The 18,377-nt window shown below is 65.8% G+C and carries 14 protein-coding genes; 7 read left to right on the top strand and 7 right to left on the bottom strand.

Going from position 1 to position 18,377, the window contains the following annotated elements:
* Nucleotide 1 precedes the first annotated feature (1 nt).
* Genes narI through QZ609_RS09545 form a run of 4 tightly spaced genes read right to left on the bottom strand, consistent with a single transcriptional unit; the run spans nt 2 to nt 6,679 of the window.
* On the bottom strand, nt 2-685 hold the full coding sequence (narI, locus tag QZ609_RS09530) for a respiratory nitrate reductase subunit gamma (protein ID WP_295493725.1): 684 nt from the start codon (nt 683-685) through the stop codon (nt 2-4).
* Nucleotides 682-1,380 carry a nitrate reductase molybdenum cofactor assembly chaperone gene (gene narJ, locus QZ609_RS09535; RefSeq protein ID WP_295493726.1) on the bottom strand — a complete coding sequence of 233 codons (699 nt, stop codon included), beginning with the start codon at nt 1,378-1,380 and terminating at the stop codon, nt 682-684. Before narJ ends, narI begins: the two co-directional genes overlap by 4 nt.
* 17 nt (nt 1,381-1,397) lie before the next feature.
* Complete coding sequence (gene narH, locus QZ609_RS09540; RefSeq protein ID WP_295493727.1) at nt 1,398-2,945, bottom strand: nitrate reductase subunit beta; 1,548 nt, start codon at nt 2,943-2,945, stop codon at nt 1,398-1,400.
* The gene (locus tag QZ609_RS09545; RefSeq protein WP_295493728.1) at nt 2,942-6,679 is read right to left on the bottom strand and encodes a nitrate reductase subunit alpha; all 3,738 of its coding nucleotides are present in this window, start codon (nt 6,677-6,679) and stop codon (nt 2,942-2,944) included. Before QZ609_RS09545 ends, narH begins: the two co-directional genes overlap by 4 nt.
* A 324-nt stretch (nt 6,680-7,003) precedes the next feature.
* Between QZ609_RS09545 and QZ609_RS09550 the strand changes: the two genes are divergently transcribed.
* Nucleotides 7,004-7,642: a YitT family protein gene (locus QZ609_RS09550; RefSeq protein WP_295493730.1), complete on the top strand. Its 639-nt coding sequence runs from the start codon at nt 7,004-7,006 to the stop codon at nt 7,640-7,642.
* 46 nt (nt 7,643-7,688) lie between these two features.
* Here the strand turns inward: QZ609_RS09550 and QZ609_RS09555 are convergent, their stop codons facing one another.
* Entirely contained in the window at nt 7,689-9,074 is a 1,386-nt protein-coding gene (locus QZ609_RS09555) for a NarK family nitrate/nitrite MFS transporter (protein WP_295493731.1), read from the bottom strand.
* Nucleotides 9,075-9,131: 57 nt separating this feature from the next.
* The gene (locus QZ609_RS09560; RefSeq protein WP_295493732.1) at nt 9,132-10,427 is read right to left on the bottom strand and encodes a nitrate/nitrite transporter; all 1,296 of its coding nucleotides are present in this window, start codon (nt 10,425-10,427) and stop codon (nt 9,132-9,134) included.
* A gap of 241 nt (nt 10,428-10,668) precedes the next feature.
* Between QZ609_RS09560 and QZ609_RS09565 the strand changes: the two genes are divergently transcribed.
* The 6 genes from QZ609_RS09565 (at nt 10,669) to QZ609_RS09590 (ending at nt 16,122) form a co-directional block, all read left to right on the top strand.
* Nucleotides 10,669-11,745 carry a YjgN family protein gene (locus tag QZ609_RS09565; protein WP_295493734.1) on the top strand — a complete coding sequence of 359 codons (1,077 nt, stop codon included), beginning with the start codon at nt 10,669-10,671 and terminating at the stop codon, nt 11,743-11,745.
* A gap of 24 nt (nt 11,746-11,769) precedes the next feature.
* On the top strand, nt 11,770-12,903 hold the full coding sequence (locus tag QZ609_RS09570) for a M48 family metallopeptidase (protein ID WP_295493735.1): 1,134 nt from the start codon (nt 11,770-11,772) through the stop codon (nt 12,901-12,903).
* 280 nt (nt 12,904-13,183) lie between these two features.
* Nucleotides 13,184-13,630, top strand: coding sequence for a GtrA family protein (locus QZ609_RS09575; RefSeq protein ID WP_295493736.1), 447 nt, complete (start codon nt 13,184-13,186; stop codon nt 13,628-13,630).
* Between the two features lie 297 nt (nt 13,631-13,927).
* Nucleotides 13,928-15,181: a pilus assembly protein TadG-related protein gene (locus tag QZ609_RS09580; RefSeq protein WP_295493737.1), complete on the top strand. Its 1,254-nt coding sequence runs from the start codon at nt 13,928-13,930 to the stop codon at nt 15,179-15,181.
* A gap of 10 nt (nt 15,182-15,191) precedes the next feature.
* Complete coding sequence (locus QZ609_RS09585; RefSeq protein WP_295493739.1) at nt 15,192-15,683, top strand: TadE/TadG family type IV pilus assembly protein; 492 nt, start codon at nt 15,192-15,194, stop codon at nt 15,681-15,683.
* Nucleotides 15,676-16,122, top strand: coding sequence for a TadE/TadG family type IV pilus assembly protein (locus tag QZ609_RS09590; RefSeq protein ID WP_295493741.1), 447 nt, complete (start codon nt 15,676-15,678; stop codon nt 16,120-16,122). The genes QZ609_RS09585 and QZ609_RS09590 overlap by 8 nt, the downstream gene beginning before the upstream one ends.
* A gap of 716 nt (nt 16,123-16,838) precedes the next feature.
* On the opposite strand, the gene QZ609_RS09595 is transcribed toward QZ609_RS09590, so the two are convergent.
* The gene (locus tag QZ609_RS09595; protein ID WP_295493743.1) at nt 16,839-18,221 is read right to left on the bottom strand and encodes an IS4 family transposase; all 1,383 of its coding nucleotides are present in this window, start codon (nt 18,219-18,221) and stop codon (nt 16,839-16,841) included.
* Between the last annotated feature and the right edge of the window lie 156 nt (nt 18,222-18,377).

Genomic DNA, 18,377 nt, shown 5'->3' on the forward strand with positions numbered 1-18,377 from the left:
GTCAGCGTCCGCGCACGAGTTGCCAGGCGCGGCCCACATAGGTGACCGAGGCCAGCCCGCTCCACACATGCACCAGCCGCGTGAATGGGAAGATCAGGAACAGCGTCATCCCCATGAACAGGTGCAGCTTGAAGATCAGCGGCACCTCGGCGACAAAGCTGGAAGCATCGGCCTGCAGCGTCACGATGTGCTGGGCCCAGGTCATCAGCAGCACCATCACGTGGCCGTCCAGGTGGCCGGCGGAGGTGAAGATGGTGGTCAGCCCCAGCAGCAGCGTGATGAGCAGCCAGGCCAGCAGCACCGCATCGCCACGGCGCGTGACGGCACGGATGCGCGGGTGGGCCAGGCGCCGGTAGATCAGCATCAGCAGGCCGATCAGGCACAGGCTGCCGAGCACGCCGCCGGCAGTCATGGCCACCAACTGCTTGACGCCGTGCGGCACGCCCAGCGCGTCCCACACCGCCACCGGCGTGAGCAGGCCGGCCAGGTGGCCGAAGAACAGACCGAGGATGCCCACGTGGAACAGCAGGTTGCCCACGCGCAGTGTGCCGGTGTGCAGCAGCTGCGAGCTGTCGCTCTTCCAGGTGTATTGCTCGCGCTCGAAGCGCAGCAGGCTGCCGAGCAGGAAGATCGTCCCCGCGATGTACGGGTAGATGCCGAAGAGCAGGGTGTTGAGCATCGTCATGTCAGGCTCGCTTGGGAAGGTTGCACGGGCGCGGCCTTGCGCGGATGGAACTGCACGGTCTGTTCGGCCGGCAGCGTGGGGCGCAGCAGCGGCTCGACGCCATCTGCGCTGGGGCCGAAACGCTCCATCGCTTCATCCATGTCGCGGATGGGCGGTTCGGTCAGCGCCTGCGGCTGCACGTCCGTGCGTGTGCGCAGCACGTCGAAGATGCCGGCGTAGGCGGTGCCGTCACGCGTGAGGCGCTCGCCGATGGCGGCCAGCACGTGGATGGCGTCGCCCAGCAGGGCCGAGGCTTCGGCGCCGTGACCGGTCGCTTCCATCTGGCCGAGCACTTCCAGGAACAGCGGCACGTAGTCCGGCAGTTCATTGGCGGCGGGCTCGACGCCGTATTTGCGGTACTCCTCGATCAGGTCGACCATGGCCTGGCCGCGGTCGCGGCTCTCGCCGTGCACGTGCTCGAACAGGTGCAGCGCGTGCGAGGGGTTGCGATCGAAGGTGGCGACGTAGTGCTCCTGCAGGGTGATCAGGTCGGTGCTGCGCAGCGTGTCGAGCAGCGGCGTGAGCTTTTCATGCGCCTGATGTGTATCAGGCGTGGCCGCCAGCAGGCGGTCGATCTCGGGCAGGGCCTCCAGCAGTTCCGGCTCGGGGTAGTCGAGCAGGGCGGAGAGCAGGCGATACAGCGAAGGGGTCGTCATGGTGGTTCTCCTTTGCCTCAAGCCGCGCTGGTCTTCTTGCGCGAGACCGGCATGCTGATGGTCTGCACGCTGGCCTTCTTGCGCCCGAACAGCGTGCCTTCCGACACACCGCCGGAGCAGCCGTTGCCGAAGCTGAAGCCGCACGCGCCTTTCTCGTCAAAGCTGTCCTGCGTCATCTCCTTGTGCGAGGCGGGGATGACGAAGCGGTCTTCATAGTTGGCGATGGCCATGATCTGGTACATGTCTTCCACCATCGCCGGCGTGAGGCCGACGCGGTTCAGCACATCCAGATCCTGCGTGTGGTGCACGGTCTGGGCGCGCTTGTAGGCGCGCATGGCGAGCATGCGTTCGAGCGCGCTGACCACCGGCGCTTCGTCGCCCGCGGTCAGCAGGTTGGCGAGGTAGCGCACCGGAATGCGCAGGCTCTTCACGTCCGGGATCATGCCGTCCATGCCCATCACGCCCGACTCCGCCGCCGACTGGATCGGCGACAGCGGCGGGATGTACCAGACCATCGGCAGCGTGCGGTATTCCGGGTGCAGCGGGAAGGCGACCTTCCACTCGCAGGCCATCTTGTAGACCGGCGACTTGACCGCAGAATCAATCCAGCTCTGCGGGATGCCCTGGCGCAGCGCCTCGGCCTGGATGGCCGGGTCGTGCGGGTCGAGAAACACGTCGAGCTGCGCGTTGTAGAGGTCCTTGGTGTCCTCCACGCTGGCGGCGGCTTCGATGCGATCGGCGTCGTACAGCATCACACCCAGGTAGCGGATGCGGCCCACGCAGGTTTCCGAGCACACCGTCGGCTGGCCGGTCTCGATGCGCGGGAAGCAGAAGGTGCACTTCTCGGCCTTGCCGCTCTGCCAGTTGAAGTAGATCTTCTTGTACGGGCAGCCCGACACGCACATGCGCCAGCCGCGGCACTTGTCCTGGTCGACCAGCACGATGCCGTCTTCCTCGCGCTTGTACACCGAGCCCGACGGGCACGAGGCCACGCAGGTCGGGTTCAGGCAGTGCTCGCACAGGCGCGGCAGGTACATCATGAAGGTGTTCTCGAAGGTCGAGTACATCTCCTTCTGGATGTTTTCGAAGAGCTGGTCGCGGCTGCGCGAGTCGAACTCGCCGGCCAGATCGTCTTCCCAGTTCGGGCCCCACTCGATCTTCTCCATGGTCTTGCCGGTGATGGCGGAGACCGGCCGCGCGGTGGGCGGCGTCTGCGACAGCGGCGCGTTCTGCAGGCGCGCGTAGTCGTAGGTGAAGGGCTCGTAGTAGTCGTCGATCTGCGGCAGGTTCGGGTTGGCGAACAGGTTGGCGAGGATCTTCAGCTTGCCGCCCTGGCGCGGCGTGAGCTTGCCGTCGGCGCTGCGCTGCCAGCCGCCTTGCCACTTGTCCTGGTTCTCCCACTGCTTGGGGTAGCCGACGCCGGGCTTGGTCTCGACGTTGTTGAACCAGGCGTATTCCACGCCGTCGCGCGAGGTCCAGACGTTCTTGCACGTCACGGAGCAGGTATGGCAGCCGATGCACTTGTCCAGATTCAGGACCATGGCCACCTGGGCACGGATTTTCATTGCGAGGCTCCCGGGAGCGTTTCTGCCAGTTGTTCTTCCATCCAGTCGACGCGCTGCATCTTGCGCACGATCACGAACTCATCGCGGTTGCTGCCGACGGTGCCGTAGTAGTTGAAGCCGTAGGCCAACTGCGCGTAGCCGCCGATCATGTGGGTGGGCTTGGTGACGGTGCGCGTGACGGAGTTGTGGATGCCGCCGCGCATGCCGCTGGTCTCGGCCCCCGGCACGTTCACGATCTTTTCCTGCGCGTGGTACATCAAACACATGCCGCGCGGCACGCGCTGGCTCACCACCAGACGCGCGGTGAGCGTGCCGTTGACGTTGAACACCTCCACCCAGTCGTTGTCGCGCAGGCCGTTGGCCTTGGCATCGGCCTCGGCCACCCACACGTGCGGGCCGCCGCGCGAGAGCGTGAGCATGCGCAGGTTGTCCGAATACGTGGAGTGGATGCCCCACTTCTGGTGCGGCGTGATCCAGTTCAGCACCAGCTCCGGGTTGCCGTTGCTGTGCTTGCCGAGCATCGGCGCCACGGTCTTGGTGTCGATGGGCGGTTTGTACAGGCACGCGCCTTCGCCAAAGTCGAGCATCCAGCGGTGGTCCTGGTAGAACTGCTGGCGGCCGGTCAGCGTGCGCCAGGGGATCAGCTCATGCACGTTGGTGTAGCCGGCGTTGTAGCTGACTTCTTCCGACTCCAGCCCCGACCACGTCGGCGCGGAGATGATCTTGCGCGGCTGCGCCTGCACGTCGCGGAAGCGGATCTTGTCGTGCTCGCGGCCCACGGCCAGGTGCGTGTGGTCGCGCCCGGTGATCTTGGACAGCGCGTCCCACGCCTTCACGGCCACGTGGCCGTTGGTCTCGGGTGCGAAGGTCAGGATCATCTCGGCCGCGTCGATGGCGCTCTCCAGGCGCGGACGGCCCTGGCTCACACCGGGGGCGCTCACCTTGTGGGTGAGGCCCGCCAGCTCGTGCACCTCGTGCTCGGTGTTCCAGTTGATGCCCTTGCCGCCGTTGCCCAGCTTGTCCAGCAGTGGGCCGACCGACGTGAACTTGCGATAGATGTCGGCATAGTTGCGCTCGACCACGGTCATGGCCGGCGCGGTCTTGCCCGGGATGAGATCGCACTCGCCATGCTTCCAGTCCTTCGGCTCAAACGGCTGGCCGAGCTCGCCCGGCGTGTCGTGCATCAGCGGCGTGCAGACCAGGTCGTGGCGCGTGCCCAGCAGCGGGCCGGCGATCTCGGTGAACTTCTTGGCGATGGCCTTGTAGATCTCCCAGTCGGTCTTGGACTCCCACAGCGGATGCACCGCCTCCGACAGCGGGTGGATGAACGGGTGCATGTCGGACGTGTTCAGGTCGTCCTTCTCGTACCAGGTGGCGGTCGGCAGCACGATGTCGCCGTACAGGCAGGTCGTGCTCATGCGGAAGTCGAGCACCGTCAGCAGGTCGAGCTTGCCCTCGGCCGCTTCGCGCATTTCCACTTCGGTCGGCTTGATGGCGGCCGCCTCGTCGCTGAACAGCGCGTTCTGCGTGCCGAGCAAGTACTTGAGGAAATACTCATGCCCCTTGCCCGAGCTGCCGAGGATGTTCGAGCGCCAGACAAACATGTTGCGCGGGAAGTTGTCCGGGTGGTCCGGGTCTTCGCAGGCGAAGCGCAGCTTGCCGCTCTTCAGTTGCTCGACGGTGTGCGCAACCGGGTCCTTGCCGGCCGCCTGTGCGGCGGCGGTGACGTCGAGCGGGTTGGCATTCAGTTGCGGCGCGGAGGGCAGCCAGCCCATGCGCTCGCTCTTGGCGTTCAGGTCCAGCAGCGACAGGCCGTTGTAGCGCGCGCGGTCAGCGGTGGGGCTGAGGATCTCGTCCACCGACAGCTTCTCGTGCCGCCACTGGCTGGTGTGGCTGTAGAAGAACGAGGTGCCGTTCATCTGGCGCGGCGGGCGCGACCAGTCCAGCCCGAACGCCAGCGGCGCCCAGCCGAACTGCGGCCGCAGCTTCTCCTGCCCCACGTAGTGGGCCCAGCCGCCGCCGCTCTGGCCGATGCAGCCGCACATCATCAGCAGGTTGATGATGCCGCGGTAGATCATGTCGTTGTGGTACCAGTGGTTCAGCGCGGCCCCGACGATGACCATGCTCTTGCCGTGCGTGCGGTCCGCGTTGTCGGCAAACTCGCGCGCGACCTGGATCACCTGCGCGCGCGGCACGCCGGTGTGCTTCTCCTGCCAGGCCGGGGTGTAGGGCACGTCGTCGTCGAAGCTGGTGGCGACGTTGGCGCCGCCCAGGCCCTGGTCGACACCGTAGTTGGCCAGTTGCAGGTCGTACACGGTGGCGATGCGGGCAGTGGTGCCATCGGCCAGCGTCACGCGCTTGGCCGGAACGCGGCGCTTGAGCGTCGCGTCGTGCTCGCCGCCGAAGTACGGGAAGCTGACCTCCACCACTTCGTCGTGCGCATCGACCAGCGAGAGCAGCGGGTCGATCGGCGCGCCGTCTGCCGCGTCCTTCAGTTCGAGGTTCCAGCGGCCGACCTTGGCGCCATCGTCGTGCTGGGCCTCATTCCAGCGCAGGCCGATGGTGCCGTTGGGCACCACCAGCCGGCCCGTTGCAGTGTCGATCAGCAGCGTCTTCCACTCGGGGTTGTTGGCCTCGCCGTGGTTGCCGGCCAGGTGCGAGGCGCGCAGGAAGTGGTCGCCGGCGTAGCTGCCGTCTTCGGTCTCGCGCAGCAGCACCAGCATCGGCATGTCGGTGTACTGCTTGATGTAGTCGCGGAAGTAGGCGGACTTGCCATTGGCGTGGAATTCCTTGAGCACCACGTGGCCCATCGCCATGGCCAGCGCGGCGTCGGTGCCTTGCTTGGGCGCGAGCCAGATGTCGCCAAACTTGACCATCTCGCCGTAGTCGGACGAGACCGCCACGGTCTTGGTGCCCTTGTAGCGGACCTCGGTGTAGAAGTGCGCGTCCGGCGTGCGCGTCTGCGGCACGTTGGAGCCCCACACCATCAGGTAGGTCGAGTTGTACCAGTCGGCCGATTCCGGCACGTCGGTCTGCTCGCCCCACACCTGCGGGCTGGCGGGCGGCAGGTCGCAGTACCAGTCGTAGAACGACAGGCACACGCCGCCGATCAGGCTCAGGTAGCGCGCACCGGCCGCGTAGCTGACCATCGACATGGCGGGAATCGGCGAGAAGCCGATCACGCGGTCCGGGCCGTAGCGCTTGATGGTGTACGCGTTGGCGGCGGCGATCATCTCGGTGGCGGTGTCCCAATCGGCGCGCACGAAGCCGCCCTGGCCGCGCACGCTCTTGTAGCGCTTGGCCTTCTCGGGGTTCTGGCTGATCGATTCCCACGCGGCCACCGGGTCCATGGTCTTGCGGGCCTCGCGCCACATCTCCATCAGCCGGCCGCGGATCAGCGGCGTCTTCACGCGCTGGGCGGAATAGACATACCAGCTGTATGACGCACCACGCGGGCAGCCGCGCGGTTCGTGGTTGGGCAGGTCGGGGCGGGTGCGCGGGTAGTCGGTCTGCTGGGTCTCCCAGGTGATCAGGCCGTTCTTGACGTAGACCTTCCACGAGCAGGAACCGGTGCAATTGACGCCGTGGGTGGAGCGCACGATCTTGTCGTGCTGCCAGCGGCTGCGGTAACCGTCTTCCCAGCGGCGGTCTTCGTTGACCACGGCGCCGTGCCCATCGGCAAAGGTCGACCGGACGTGGTTGAGGAACTTCAGGCGATCGAGAAAGTGGCTCATGATGCGATTGACCCGCGCCCGAGGGCGAAACGCCGCCGGCGCGCGGTGGTTGCAGGGATGAGCACAGCTTATGGAGAGCGGACCTCCGCGCCTATTCATCGGGCGACGTGGCCGGGCGCTGCAGTGGAGGGAGGCGGGGCAGGGCGGCCTCCGCCGGAAGAACTAGGTCGGGTGGTTTTGCGGCGTTTTTTGCGGCATGCGGTGTGCTCGCATGACGGGTGCGCGCAACGCATGCGCCAACACTTTGGCCTGGGTCAAGGAGGATGCCGGACCTGCGGTGGTAATACTCGCCGCCTGTGCATCCCGTTCTTGCGTGGAGTCCCCATGACTAGCGCCACTCCCATTGCCCGCCACAGCGTGTTCGAAGACGCCCTGGCGATCCTGATCGGCGCCCTGTGCGTCTCGTTCGGCATCCTCCTGTTCAAGCAGGGCGGCCTGCTGTCGGGCGGCACGGCCGGCATCGCCTTCCTGATCCACTACACCACGTCGTGGCGCTTCGGCACGGTGTTCTTCCTGATCAACCTGCCGTTCTACGTCCTGGCCATCCGGTGCATGGGCTGGCGCTTTACCGTCAAGACCTTCTGCGCAGTGGCGCTGGTGTCGTGGTTTGCCGAGATGCACGCGCACTTCGTGCACCTGGGCACGCTCGACCCGCTCTATGCCGGGGCCATCGGCGGGGTGCTGATGGGGGTGGGCTTCATCGTGCTGTTCCGCCATCAGGCCAGCCTGGGCGGGGTCAATATCGTCGCGCTGTATCTGCAGGACAAGGTTGGCATTCGCGCGGGCAAGCTGCAGATGGCGGTGGACGTGTGCATCGTGCTGGTGTCGCTGTGGGTGGTGAGCCCCAAGGCGCTGGTGGCATCGCTCATCGGCGCGGTGGCGCTCAACCTGATCATTGCGCTCAACCACCGGCCGGGGCGGTATCTCGCTTACGGACTGCCTGAGAAGCCAAAGGCTGCATGAGGGCTGGGCGGGGGCGCGCCGCACCACGGCGCAGCCCCCGTTTGCATCAGCACGGCATTGGCGCGTTGCGGCGGGCGTAGACGGCCCACGTCACCAGCAGGCACAGCACGTAGAACGCGATGAAGCAGTACAGCGCGGCGTTGACGGAGCCCGTCAGCTCCAGCGAGGTGCCAAAGCTCTTGGGGATGAAGAAGCCGCCGTACGCGCCGATCGCGCCGGTAAAGCCCAGCACGGCGGCCGATTCCTTGCCGGCGTCCTGGGTGGCCTGACGCTGTGCCGCGTCATCCTTGCCCTTGGCCGCACGCTGGTGCTGCGTCAGGAAGATGATCGGGATCATGCGGAAGGTCGAGCCGTTGCCGATGCCCGTCAGCGCAAACAGCACGATGAACATGCCGAGGAAGCCCGCGAAACTGCCGGGGTTACCTGCAGACGGCAGGAACGTCAGCACGCCCACCACCGCGGCGATCATGCCCGCGAACACCCACAGCGTGACGCGCGCCCCGCCCAGCTTGTCGGAAATCCAGCCGCCCACCGGCCGCGTGAGCGCACCGGCCAGCGGCCCGAGGAACACGTAGGAGGTCGGGTTGACGTCGGGAAACTGCGATTTGGTCAGCAGCGCCAGCCCGGCCGAGAAGCCGATGAACGAGCCGAAGGTGCCGACATACAGCAGGCACATCAGCCAGTTGTGGGTGCGCTTGAAGATCACGGCCTGGTCGGCAAACGAGGCCTTGGCATCGGCAATGTCATGCATGCCGAACCATGCCGCCACCGTGGCCACCACGATGAACGGCACCCACAGGAAGCCCGCGTTTTGCAGCCAGATGTTGCGCTCCACGCCGCCCGCCGTATAGGTCTGTGCATCACCGCCCAGCGCGCCGAACACGCCCACCGAGATCACCAGCGGCGTGACGAACTGCACCACCGACACGCCCAGGTTGCCGATGCCGGCGTTGAGCCCCGTCGCCAGCCCCTTCTTCTGCTTGGGGAAGAAGAAGCTGATGTTGGCCATCGACGAGCTGAAGTTGCCGCCGCCCAGGCCGCACAGCAGCGCCAGCACCAGCAGGGTCGGGTAGCTGGTCTGCGGATCGCGCAGCGCGAAGCCCATGCCCAGCGCCGGGATCAGCAGGCTGGCGGTGGACAGCGCCGTCCAGCGCCGCCCGCCGAAGATCGGCACCAGGAACGAATAGAAGATGCGCAGCGTCGCGCCCGACAGCGCCGGCAGCGCGGTGAGCCAGAACATCTGGTTCTTGGTCAGCGCAAAGCCGGCCTTGTCGAGGTTGACCACCACCACGCTCCACAATGACCAGATCGCAAACGCGATCATCAGCGCAGGGATGGAAATCCACAGGTTGCGGTAGGCCACCGACTGCCCGGTGGCACGCCAGAACGACGGGTTCTCCGGCTCCCAGCGGGTGAGGACGTTAGAAGACATGGTGTGCTCCAGCAAGGCCGCGCCCAGGCAGGCGCGGCAGATTCAGAAAATTGGGGATCAGGCAGCGCGTTGGGCCAGTGCGGGCGGTTGGGCTTGTTCGCGGGCTGTTGCACCCTGGGCGCGGAAGCTGAAGTGCATCCACACCAGGCTCACGCACACGGCGCCGTACAACAACATGAAGCAGGTCGAGTGGATGCCGGTCAGGTCCACCAGCACGCCAAACAGGATCGGCAGCACGAAGCCCGCCAGCCCGCCGGCCAGGCCGACTGCACCGGACACCGCGCCGATGTTGTCGGTGAAATCGTTCGAGATGAACTTGAACACCGAGGCCTTGCCGATGGCCATCGCCACGCCCACCACGCCCATCAGCGCAGTGAACGCCACCGGCGACAGGCCAATGTGGAAATCGAGCGGGCCGTGCGTGCTGGCCACCGTGAACTGCGTCGGCGGATAGCTCAGCAGGAAGAAGGCGACCCAGCACACCCACATCACCGCCCAGGTGGTGCGGTAAGCGCCGTAGCGGTCCGACAGCCAGCCGCCCACCGCGCGCAGCACGCCGCCCGGCAGCGAGAAGCACGCCGCCAGGAAGGCCGCCGTCTGGATCGAGAAGCCATACTCCGAGACGTAGTAACGCGTGAGCCACAGCGACAGTCCGACATAGCCGCCGAACACCACCGAGTAGTACTGCGAGTAGCGCCACACACGCGGGTCGCGCATCACGCGCAGCTGCTCGCGCAGGGTGACCGACTTGCCGCTGGCGTGGGCCGGGTTGGTGGCCGAGCCGAACCAGAACAGCAGCGCCGTGACCAGCATGGCGATGGCATAGACGCGCGGCACCACCGTCCACGAGCCGGCCGCGACGATCAGCACCGGCGCCACGAACTTGTTGAGCGCCGCGCCCGCGTTGCCCGCCCCGAAGATGCCCATGGCAAAGCCCTGGCGGCTCTTGGGGAACCAGCGCGCCACATACGGCGTGCCCACCGAGAACGAGCCCCCCGCCAGGCCGACGAGCATGCCCAGCGCCAGGAACTGCCACAGCTGCGTGGCATCGGCCACGAACCAGATCGGCACGATGGTCGCCAGCATCAGCAGGAAGAAGACGATGCGCCCGCCAAAGCGGTCGGTCCACATGCCCAGCGGCACGCGCACCAGCGAGCCGGTCAGCACCGGCATGGCGGCAATCAGCCCGAACTCGGTTTCTGACAGGCCGAGCTGCTTCTGCAGCGGAATGCCGAGAATGGCGAACATCGTCCACACCGCAAAGCAGATGGTGAAGGCGAAGGTGCTGGAGCCCAGCACGGCGTAAGCACGCGGTGCAATGGCGGGAGAGGGGATAGCGTTGTTGTTGGACATGACCGGCTCAAGACGACAGACGGGAAGACGGAATCAGGCATGTCCAGCGTAGGGGCACGCACACGGCGGGTCCATTCGCCGACGGACGAGGCCGGGGTGCCGACCGGCGTAGTCCTGACAGGTGGGTTGCCGGGGCCGAATTGTTAAGGCGGCGTTAACGTGACGGCGGGGCTGGGTTCGCTACAATCGTCCGGCCCGCGGCCAGGCGGGCACCACAACAATCACAGGGAAGGGAAATCAGATGAACGACATCGCACGCGAGCCCGTCCTGGGCGCCGCCCCCGCGCCGGCTGCACCGCAGCCGTTGCGCCTGCGTTTTACCGGCAGCGGCTCGGAGTATTTCCGCATCTGGATCGTCAACCTGCTGCTGACCATCGTCACGCTGGGGATCTACTCCGCGTGGGCGAAGTGCCGCACGCTGCAGTATTTCTACCGCAACACCCAGCTGGACCGCTCCAGCTTCGACTACCACGGCAACCCGATCGCCATTCTCAAGGGGCGGGCGATCGTGTTTGCGGTGGTGGTGCTGTATCAGTTGTCCGTGCACGTCTCGCTCTACCTCACGTTCGCCATGATCGCGGTGTTCGGGCTGGTGTTTCCATGGCTGCTGGTGCGCTCGCTGCGCTTCCGCATGGCCAATTCCAGCTACCGTGGCCTGCGCTTTGCCTTCACCGGCGGCGATCTCGAGGCCTACAAGGTCTTCCTGCTGTGGCCGATCCTGACGGTGCTCACGGTCTACCTGCTGGCGCCGTTCGCGCATCAGCGCTTCAAGCAGTACCAGCACAAGAACACGCGCTTCGGCGCTTCGCCGTTCGGCTTCTCGGCCACGGCGGGCAATTTCTATGGCGTGTACCTGCGCACGTTTGGCCTGGCGGTTCTGGCCTTCGTCGTGATCGGCGTGCTGGCGGTCGTACTGGGTGCCGCGTCCCTCCTCGGTGCCAGTGCCGCGGGCAAGGCCGCCATGTACAGCGTCATCCCGTTGGGCATTTACGCGGTCCTGCTGTTCCTCGGCCCGTACTTCATGGCGCGCCTGCAGAACGTCGTCTGGAACCACACCACGCTGGGCGCGAATCGCTTCCAGAGCCAGGTGGGCGCGCGCAAGCTGTTCTGGATCTTTATCTCCAACGCGTTCATGATCGCCATCACCCTCGGCCTGTTCGTGCCATTCGCGCGCGTGCGCACGGCGCGCTACAAGCTCGAATCGGTGACGCTGCTGGCCGACGGCTCGCTCGATACGTTCGTGGCAGGCGAGGCCACCAAGATCAGCGCACTGGGCGACGCGGCGATCGACTGGTACGACATCGACATCGCCCTGTAACGGGCTCACCAAAGCGGCGCGCGCATGATCCTCGCAACGTACTTCGACGGGCGCACCTCGCGGGCGCATCCGGTGCGGCTGACGGTGGAGCAGGGCGAGTTGGCCCTGTTCGACCTGGAAGGCACGCCGGTGCGCCGCGCGCCGCTGTCTTCCTTGCGGGTGTCGGAACGCGTCAAGCACGCGCCGCGCCTGGTCACGTTTGACGACGGCGCGTTCTGCGAGATTGCCGACCCGGCCGAGCAGAGCGCGCTCAATGCGCTGCTGCATCGCACCGGCTACCAGGAAGGCCTGGTGGTGCGAGCGCAGAACAGCTGGCGCCTCGCGCTGGGCGCGCTGCTGCTGACGCTCGCCACGCTGGCGCTGGGCTACCGCTACGGCCTGCCGTGGGGCGCCAAGGTGCTCGCCAGCATGGTGCCGCAGCGGGTGGAGGCCCAGCTCGGCCACGCCTCGCTGCAGGCGTTTGACCAGCACTGGCTCAAGCCCAGCAAGCTGCCCCAGGCACAGCAGGACCGCATCCGCGCGCGCTTTGCGACGCTGCGCGCGCCCAATGCCACGCACACGTACACCATCGTCTTTCGCGATGCCGGCAAGATGGGCGCCAACGCCTTCGCGCTGCCCGGCGGCGACATCATCGTGACCGATGCGCTGGTCAAGCTGGTGGGCGAGGACGACGGCCTGATGGGCGTGCTCGCCCACGAGGCCGGCCACGTGGAATACCGCCACGGCCTGCGCCAGCTGATCCAGTCTTCCGCCATCGGCGCCACGGCGGCGCTGCTGTTTGGCGACGTGTCGAGCATCCTGGCCGGCGTGCCGGCGACCATGCTGACGCTGCGCTACTCGCGCGACTACGAGCGCGACGCCGATCACTACGCCGCACGCATGCTGCTGGAGAACGGGCGCTCCGTGGGCGCGTTCGCCGACGTGCTGCAAGCGCTGGAAGACTCGCACGGCGGCACCCGCCCCGCCGATCACGCCGCCAAGAACACCGCCAAGGACACCGCCAAGGACACCGCCAAGGACACCGCCAAGGACACCGCCAAGGGCGACGCCTCCAACGACGATGCCTCGGCGTTCTTCTCCTCCCACCCCCTCACACGCGAGCGCATCGACACGCTGCGCCGCTTCGACCGTACGCACGGCGGCAGCGACGCCGACTGAAGCACCGGCCCCCGGTCGCAGCATGTCCGCGGTCCCATCTCGAGGCCCGGGTGATCGATTCGCACCCGTAGTCCATTTGACCGATTTCTCTCGTGCCCCGCGATGACCAAGATGGGTTCAAGGAGAGCAGGGGGGGCTCCTTGACCCTGATGTTTGGGGGTCAACGCGCGGCGCAATCCAACTAGACTGACACCGCCAGCGCGGCGCGCACACGGCAACGCGTGCACGATCGCGGCCCACCATTCGATGTATCCGTGTCGGCTGCGAGGCGGGGGGAGCCATGCGACAAGCGGAACAGGGCGTCGGGAGCGCTGCATCAGGCGCCGTGCTGGAGCGGATTCTGCGCCGCATCCCAGACCGCATCACGATGGTCCGGCTGGTCCGGTTCGGGGTCTCGGGTGTGATCGCCACCGGTGTGCACGTGGCCATTGCCACGCCGCTGGCGCTGGGGCTCGGGGTGTCGCCGGTGCTAGCAAACGGGGTCGCGTTCGTTTGCGCCACCGTCTTTTCCTACCTCTTGAATGCGCTCTGGAGCTTCTCCGCCAAGCCCGATCGCCACAACTTCCTGCGCTTCGTCTGCGTGGCCGTGTTCGGGCTGCTGCTGACGCTGGCCATCTCCTGGATCGCGCAACAGCTGGGTGGGAACTACTGGGTCGGGCTGGCTGCGATCCTGATGGTGGTGCCGCCGATCACCTTCGTCCTGCACCGGACCTGGACCTTTCGTTGATGCCGGCGCAAGGCGCGCGGGCACACGCAAATCCGCACCGTTTTCGCCCCGCGTTTCAGCGCTGAATCATACCTACGGCCAGTTTCGGTCTGCGCTCGGCGCGGCTACAACTGTCTATAAACAACGGGAAACCTGCAGGCGGCGCAAGGTGTGTGGCGGGCGGCGCGGCAGGTGGCCAGATCAACGGGCAGCGGGCGCGCTGCGTGGCGAGGGGAGCATCACTGGCTTCGCCTTGCGCCGTCGCCGCTGCAGCCGGACTGGCTGATTGAGACATCTCACCGAACGGGGCGACGGGCCATGCGTAACGACTGCAACTCTGGGAAGCGGAAACAACGCGGGGTCGTCCTGCCGATCGTGGGCCTCGTCATCGCTGTGCTGCTGGGCATGGCGGGCCTCGTCATCGATCTGGGCGGGCTGTTTGTCGCCAAGTCGGAGCTGCAATCGGCGGTCGATAGCTGCGCCCTGTCCGCGGCGCAGGAGCTGGACGGCAACAAGGATGCGCTGACACGGGCGACCAATGCAGGGCTTACCGCCGGCAACGCCAACAATGTCACGTACCAGAAGGTGTCGGCGTCGCTGGCGGCGGCCGACATCACCTTCAGCACGTCGCTGACCGGCACCTACAGCCCGGCTGCCACGGGGTCGTCCGGTTCGAGCTACGTGAAGTGCAATCACACCACCAGCGGGATCACGGCGCGCCTGATCAAGTTCGTGGGCGGCGCCACCACCAATTCGGTGGCGGCACTGGCGGTGGCCACGCGCGTCCATGCGCAGAGCACCTGCCCGATTCCGGTGGCCCTGATCCCGAAGACCGGCGGCACCTCGCCCAACTACGGCTTCCAGGTGGGCGAGTGGGCCACCATGCTCTATACCGGCGGCTCGACCCTGCCGGGCGAAATGGGCTGGTACAACCTCGACGGCTCCACCAACGCCAACGAGACCAAGACGGAGATGCTGCTGGGCTACTGCAACTCCAAGGTCGGCGACACCTTGCACACGCCGGGCGCGAAGGTCTCGGTGGACGATGCATGGAACTCCCGCTTCGGCATCTACAAGAACAAGTCCAACGCCTCGCAATTGCAGCCCGACCTCTCGGGCTACGCCTATACGTCCACCAACTGGACCAACGCCGTGCCGCAAAACGCCTACGGCGGCACGGCCGCCAAGGGCTCCGACAAGAGCGCCGCCAATTTCAAGACCAAGCGCCTTGCCTACGCCAACTACGACGATACCGGCTCCAGCGTGACGGGCGGCGACAAGATCACCGGCCTCAGCGTGCAAGGCGGCTACAAGAATCTCGGCACCGCAGGCACCGGTGGCGACCTTGCCACCTACGGCGCGAATCGGCGCCTGGTCCTGGTGCCGGTGATCTCCGCCGCCTCCAAGATCATCGACTACGCCTGCATGCTGATGCTGCAACCCATCGACGGCGTGCACATGACGCCCCAGTTCGAGTTTGTGAGCAACGCAAACAACCTGGGCAGCCCGTGCACACCCAGCGGCCTGGCAGGCGGGAGTCTGGGCCCGCTGGTTCCGGCCCTGGTGGAGTAAGGAGCGCGCCATGAAGACACGACAACACGGCGTGGCGGTGGTCGAGCTGGCCATCACCCTCTGCCTGCTGCTGGCCATCACCTTTGCGGTGACGGAGTTCGGCCGGGCCATCTACACCTACAACACACTCACCAAGTCCACGCGGGACGCCACGCGCTACCTGAGCACGCAGGCCGCCGGCAACGCGGCCGCCTACACCACGGCCCAGAACCTGGCCGTGTATGGCACGCCCACCGTCGGCGGCACGTCCAAACCGCTGGTGCCGGGGCTCACCGTCAGCATGGTCTCGATCTGCGATGCCTCCAACGCGACCTGCACGGGCAATATCGTCCAAGGCTCCAACCCCGCCATCAACACCGTCACTGTCACGATCTCGGGCTACACCTTCAGCCCGGTGCTGGACCTGCTGGCGTTCACGCGCTACTACACGCACGGCACCACGAAGATGACGTCGGTCCCTTTCAGCAACATCTCCGTGACCATGAGGCAATCCTATGAATAAGCATCAGAAAGGCACGACGGCGGTTGAGTTCGCCATTGTGGCGGTGCTGTTCCTGACGGTGCTGCTTGCCATCCTGGATTTCGGGCGCATCCTCTACACCTGGAACGCCGCCGGCGAGGCCACCCGCTGGGGCGCGCGCCAGGCGGTGGTGTGCTCGCAGGGGTCCGGTTCGGTGCTCTCGCGCATGCAGCGCATCCTGCCCAGCCTCAAGGCAACGAACGTGACGGTGCAGTGGTACGACGCCAGCGGCGCGGTGAGCACCACGTGCGATGCCACGAGCTGCGCCGGCGTTGCCGTCGGCATCACCGGGATGACCATCACACCAGTCTCTCCGGCCAAGTGGATCGGCATCTCAAGCCTGGCAGTGCCGGGCTTCTCGACGTATCTGCCCCGGGAGATCATGGGGCAGGACGCGAACAGCAGCAGCGTGTGCTCCTGAGGTCGGCGCGCGGATCTCTGACCTCGGCGATTGGACCTCTGACACCCACGCGCGAGTGTTTGAGCTCGGCGCTTGGACCTCGGACATCCGCGCATGAGTGTTTGACCTCGGCGTTCGGACCTCGGACATCCACGCGTGCGTGTTTTCACTCGGCGTTCTTGACCTCAGACCGCCACGCGTGAGTGTTTGCGCTCGGCGTTCGGACCTCAGACACCCACGCGCGAGTGTTTGAGCTCGACGCTTGGACCTCAGACACTCACTCATGCGTGTTTGACCTCGGCGTTCGGACCTCAGACCCCCGCGCGTGAATGTTTGAGCTCGGCGCTCGGGCCTCAGACACCCACGCGTGAGTGTTTGACTTCGGCGTTCGGACCTCAAACACTCACGCGCGAGTGTTTGACCTTCGTGCTCCGAGGTCTGCGCTCCACGCACGACGCTTTTTGCTTCGGGGTCTTGGGAGTCTGCGCTCGGCGTGCAACGCTTTTTGCCTTGCGGTTGAAGGTTTGAGCTCGGCACGCGAGGCTTTTTGCCTGGCGATCGGCCTTCTGAGCTCGGGCGTGCGGCGCTTTTTGTTTCGCCTTCAAGTGTCTGAGCTCGGCGCGCAACGCTTTTTGCCTTGCGATTGAGCGTCCGGACTCGGCGCGCGGCGCTTTTTTTCCCGGTGCAACGCCCTCGATTGGCGCCCCCGCCCGTCTCCTGGGGATTACCCACATCTGTCATTCGTTCTGTCGAAAGAGGCAATACATGCTGGTGATTTCGTGCAGGATCAGGAATCCGCGCCAGATGACGGTTGGGCCGGGCGGGCGATCATGTTTGCGATTGAGGTAGCCGCCGAGCATGGCGATCCATAGGAGTGCCTGCAGGAGTTTGGGCGGGCGCTTCGGAGGTCGATTGGTGTGGTGTGTACGGCAGTAAAGGGCCTGCCATTCGACGGGTTGTAGCAAGACCTCGCAACACAGATCAGGATCGGTTCTCGATAGCAGGGTGGCATACAGGATGCGCCACCCAATGACGGCGAACAGGGCGGTCGCGCGCACAAAGCGCTCGATGTTGCCGAACTGCCGGGCTTCGATACGACAACCGCTTTTGAGGACGCGATGCCATGTTTCAATCGTCCAGCGCTGCGCATACCAAGCCAGCCGCTCAAGCGCTTCATCCAACGTGGTGGTAGGCACAGAGGTGAGCAGCATCCATTCCAGAGGCTCAATGCCAGGCGGTGCGTTGTCTTCGGTTGCGTGGATCGCGAAGACTTCGACTTCTGGCAAGCGACTCGCACGCTTGGCGGGCGGGCGCAATTGCACCGTCACGCAACGTAAGGTCAAACGCGCCGTGCGCTCAGGCAGGCCGTGTTTGGCGCTCACCAGCAAGTCAGAGTGTCCCATTACAGGACAGGCCAGCACGGTCTCCCAGAGGTAGCCCTCAGCGTGTCGGGTTCGGCGGTTGTAGGCGGCGCGGATCAGCCAGTCCACGCCCTCGGGACGCGCGCAAGCAAACAGGTCATACAGGTCGTTCTCGCGGTCGCCAACACTGATGAGGCGTGTCTGCACGCATTGCTGCTTGAGCGCGGCCAGATGGGCAATGCCTTCGATCCACTTGGTGCTCTCCTTATCGGAGAACGGGCGAGTCGCACGCTGACGCTTCTTGCCGAACTCCTCGTCCGGACGCACCCACGTCTTCATACCGAGCACGCCCAAGGGCAGCCCTTCTGGCGTGACGGCCAGCAAGCTATGCATCATGAAGCCACGCGAGCTGAGGGTGTTGCCCGAGAGGTAGCCTAGGCCTTGCGTGGCGCCAAGATGCGTCAGGTTGAATTCGGTGGTGTCCTGCACGGCCAGCACGACGGGAACCTGATTCAGGCGGTTCAGTGTCTGCGTGATGTGCGGTGCCAGGATGCCGTCGGTATCCACCTGGGCGTTGTCGAAGAATCGGTAGGCCGCCTTCAGTTCGGCCGGGCTGAGTGACTGAGGCAATGATCCCTGCGGGCTGCATGCCAATCGGCGAGCCAGAGCGACAAGGCGACGCGCTAGACGCGCGTCGCCCAGATTCGCTGCACCAAACTCAGTGCTTGCCCAGTCGTCGATATCGTTCTCGTCACCCAACGTCGGACGCCGCTGCTAACAAAGTCGACGAACGTTAACATCACCCTTGCTCGTTTACAACCCAGCCCCAAGGGCGAGTACAGGTTGTGGGTAATCCCCAGGCCCGTCTCGGGGTCGCGTTCACTGCTGTTCTTTTATTTCTGCTCGTTCCCGCGC

It is taken from the genome of uncultured Ralstonia sp. (genome assembly GCA_913056305.1).
Taxonomy (GTDB): domain Bacteria; phylum Pseudomonadota; class Gammaproteobacteria; order Burkholderiales; family Burkholderiaceae; genus Ralstonia.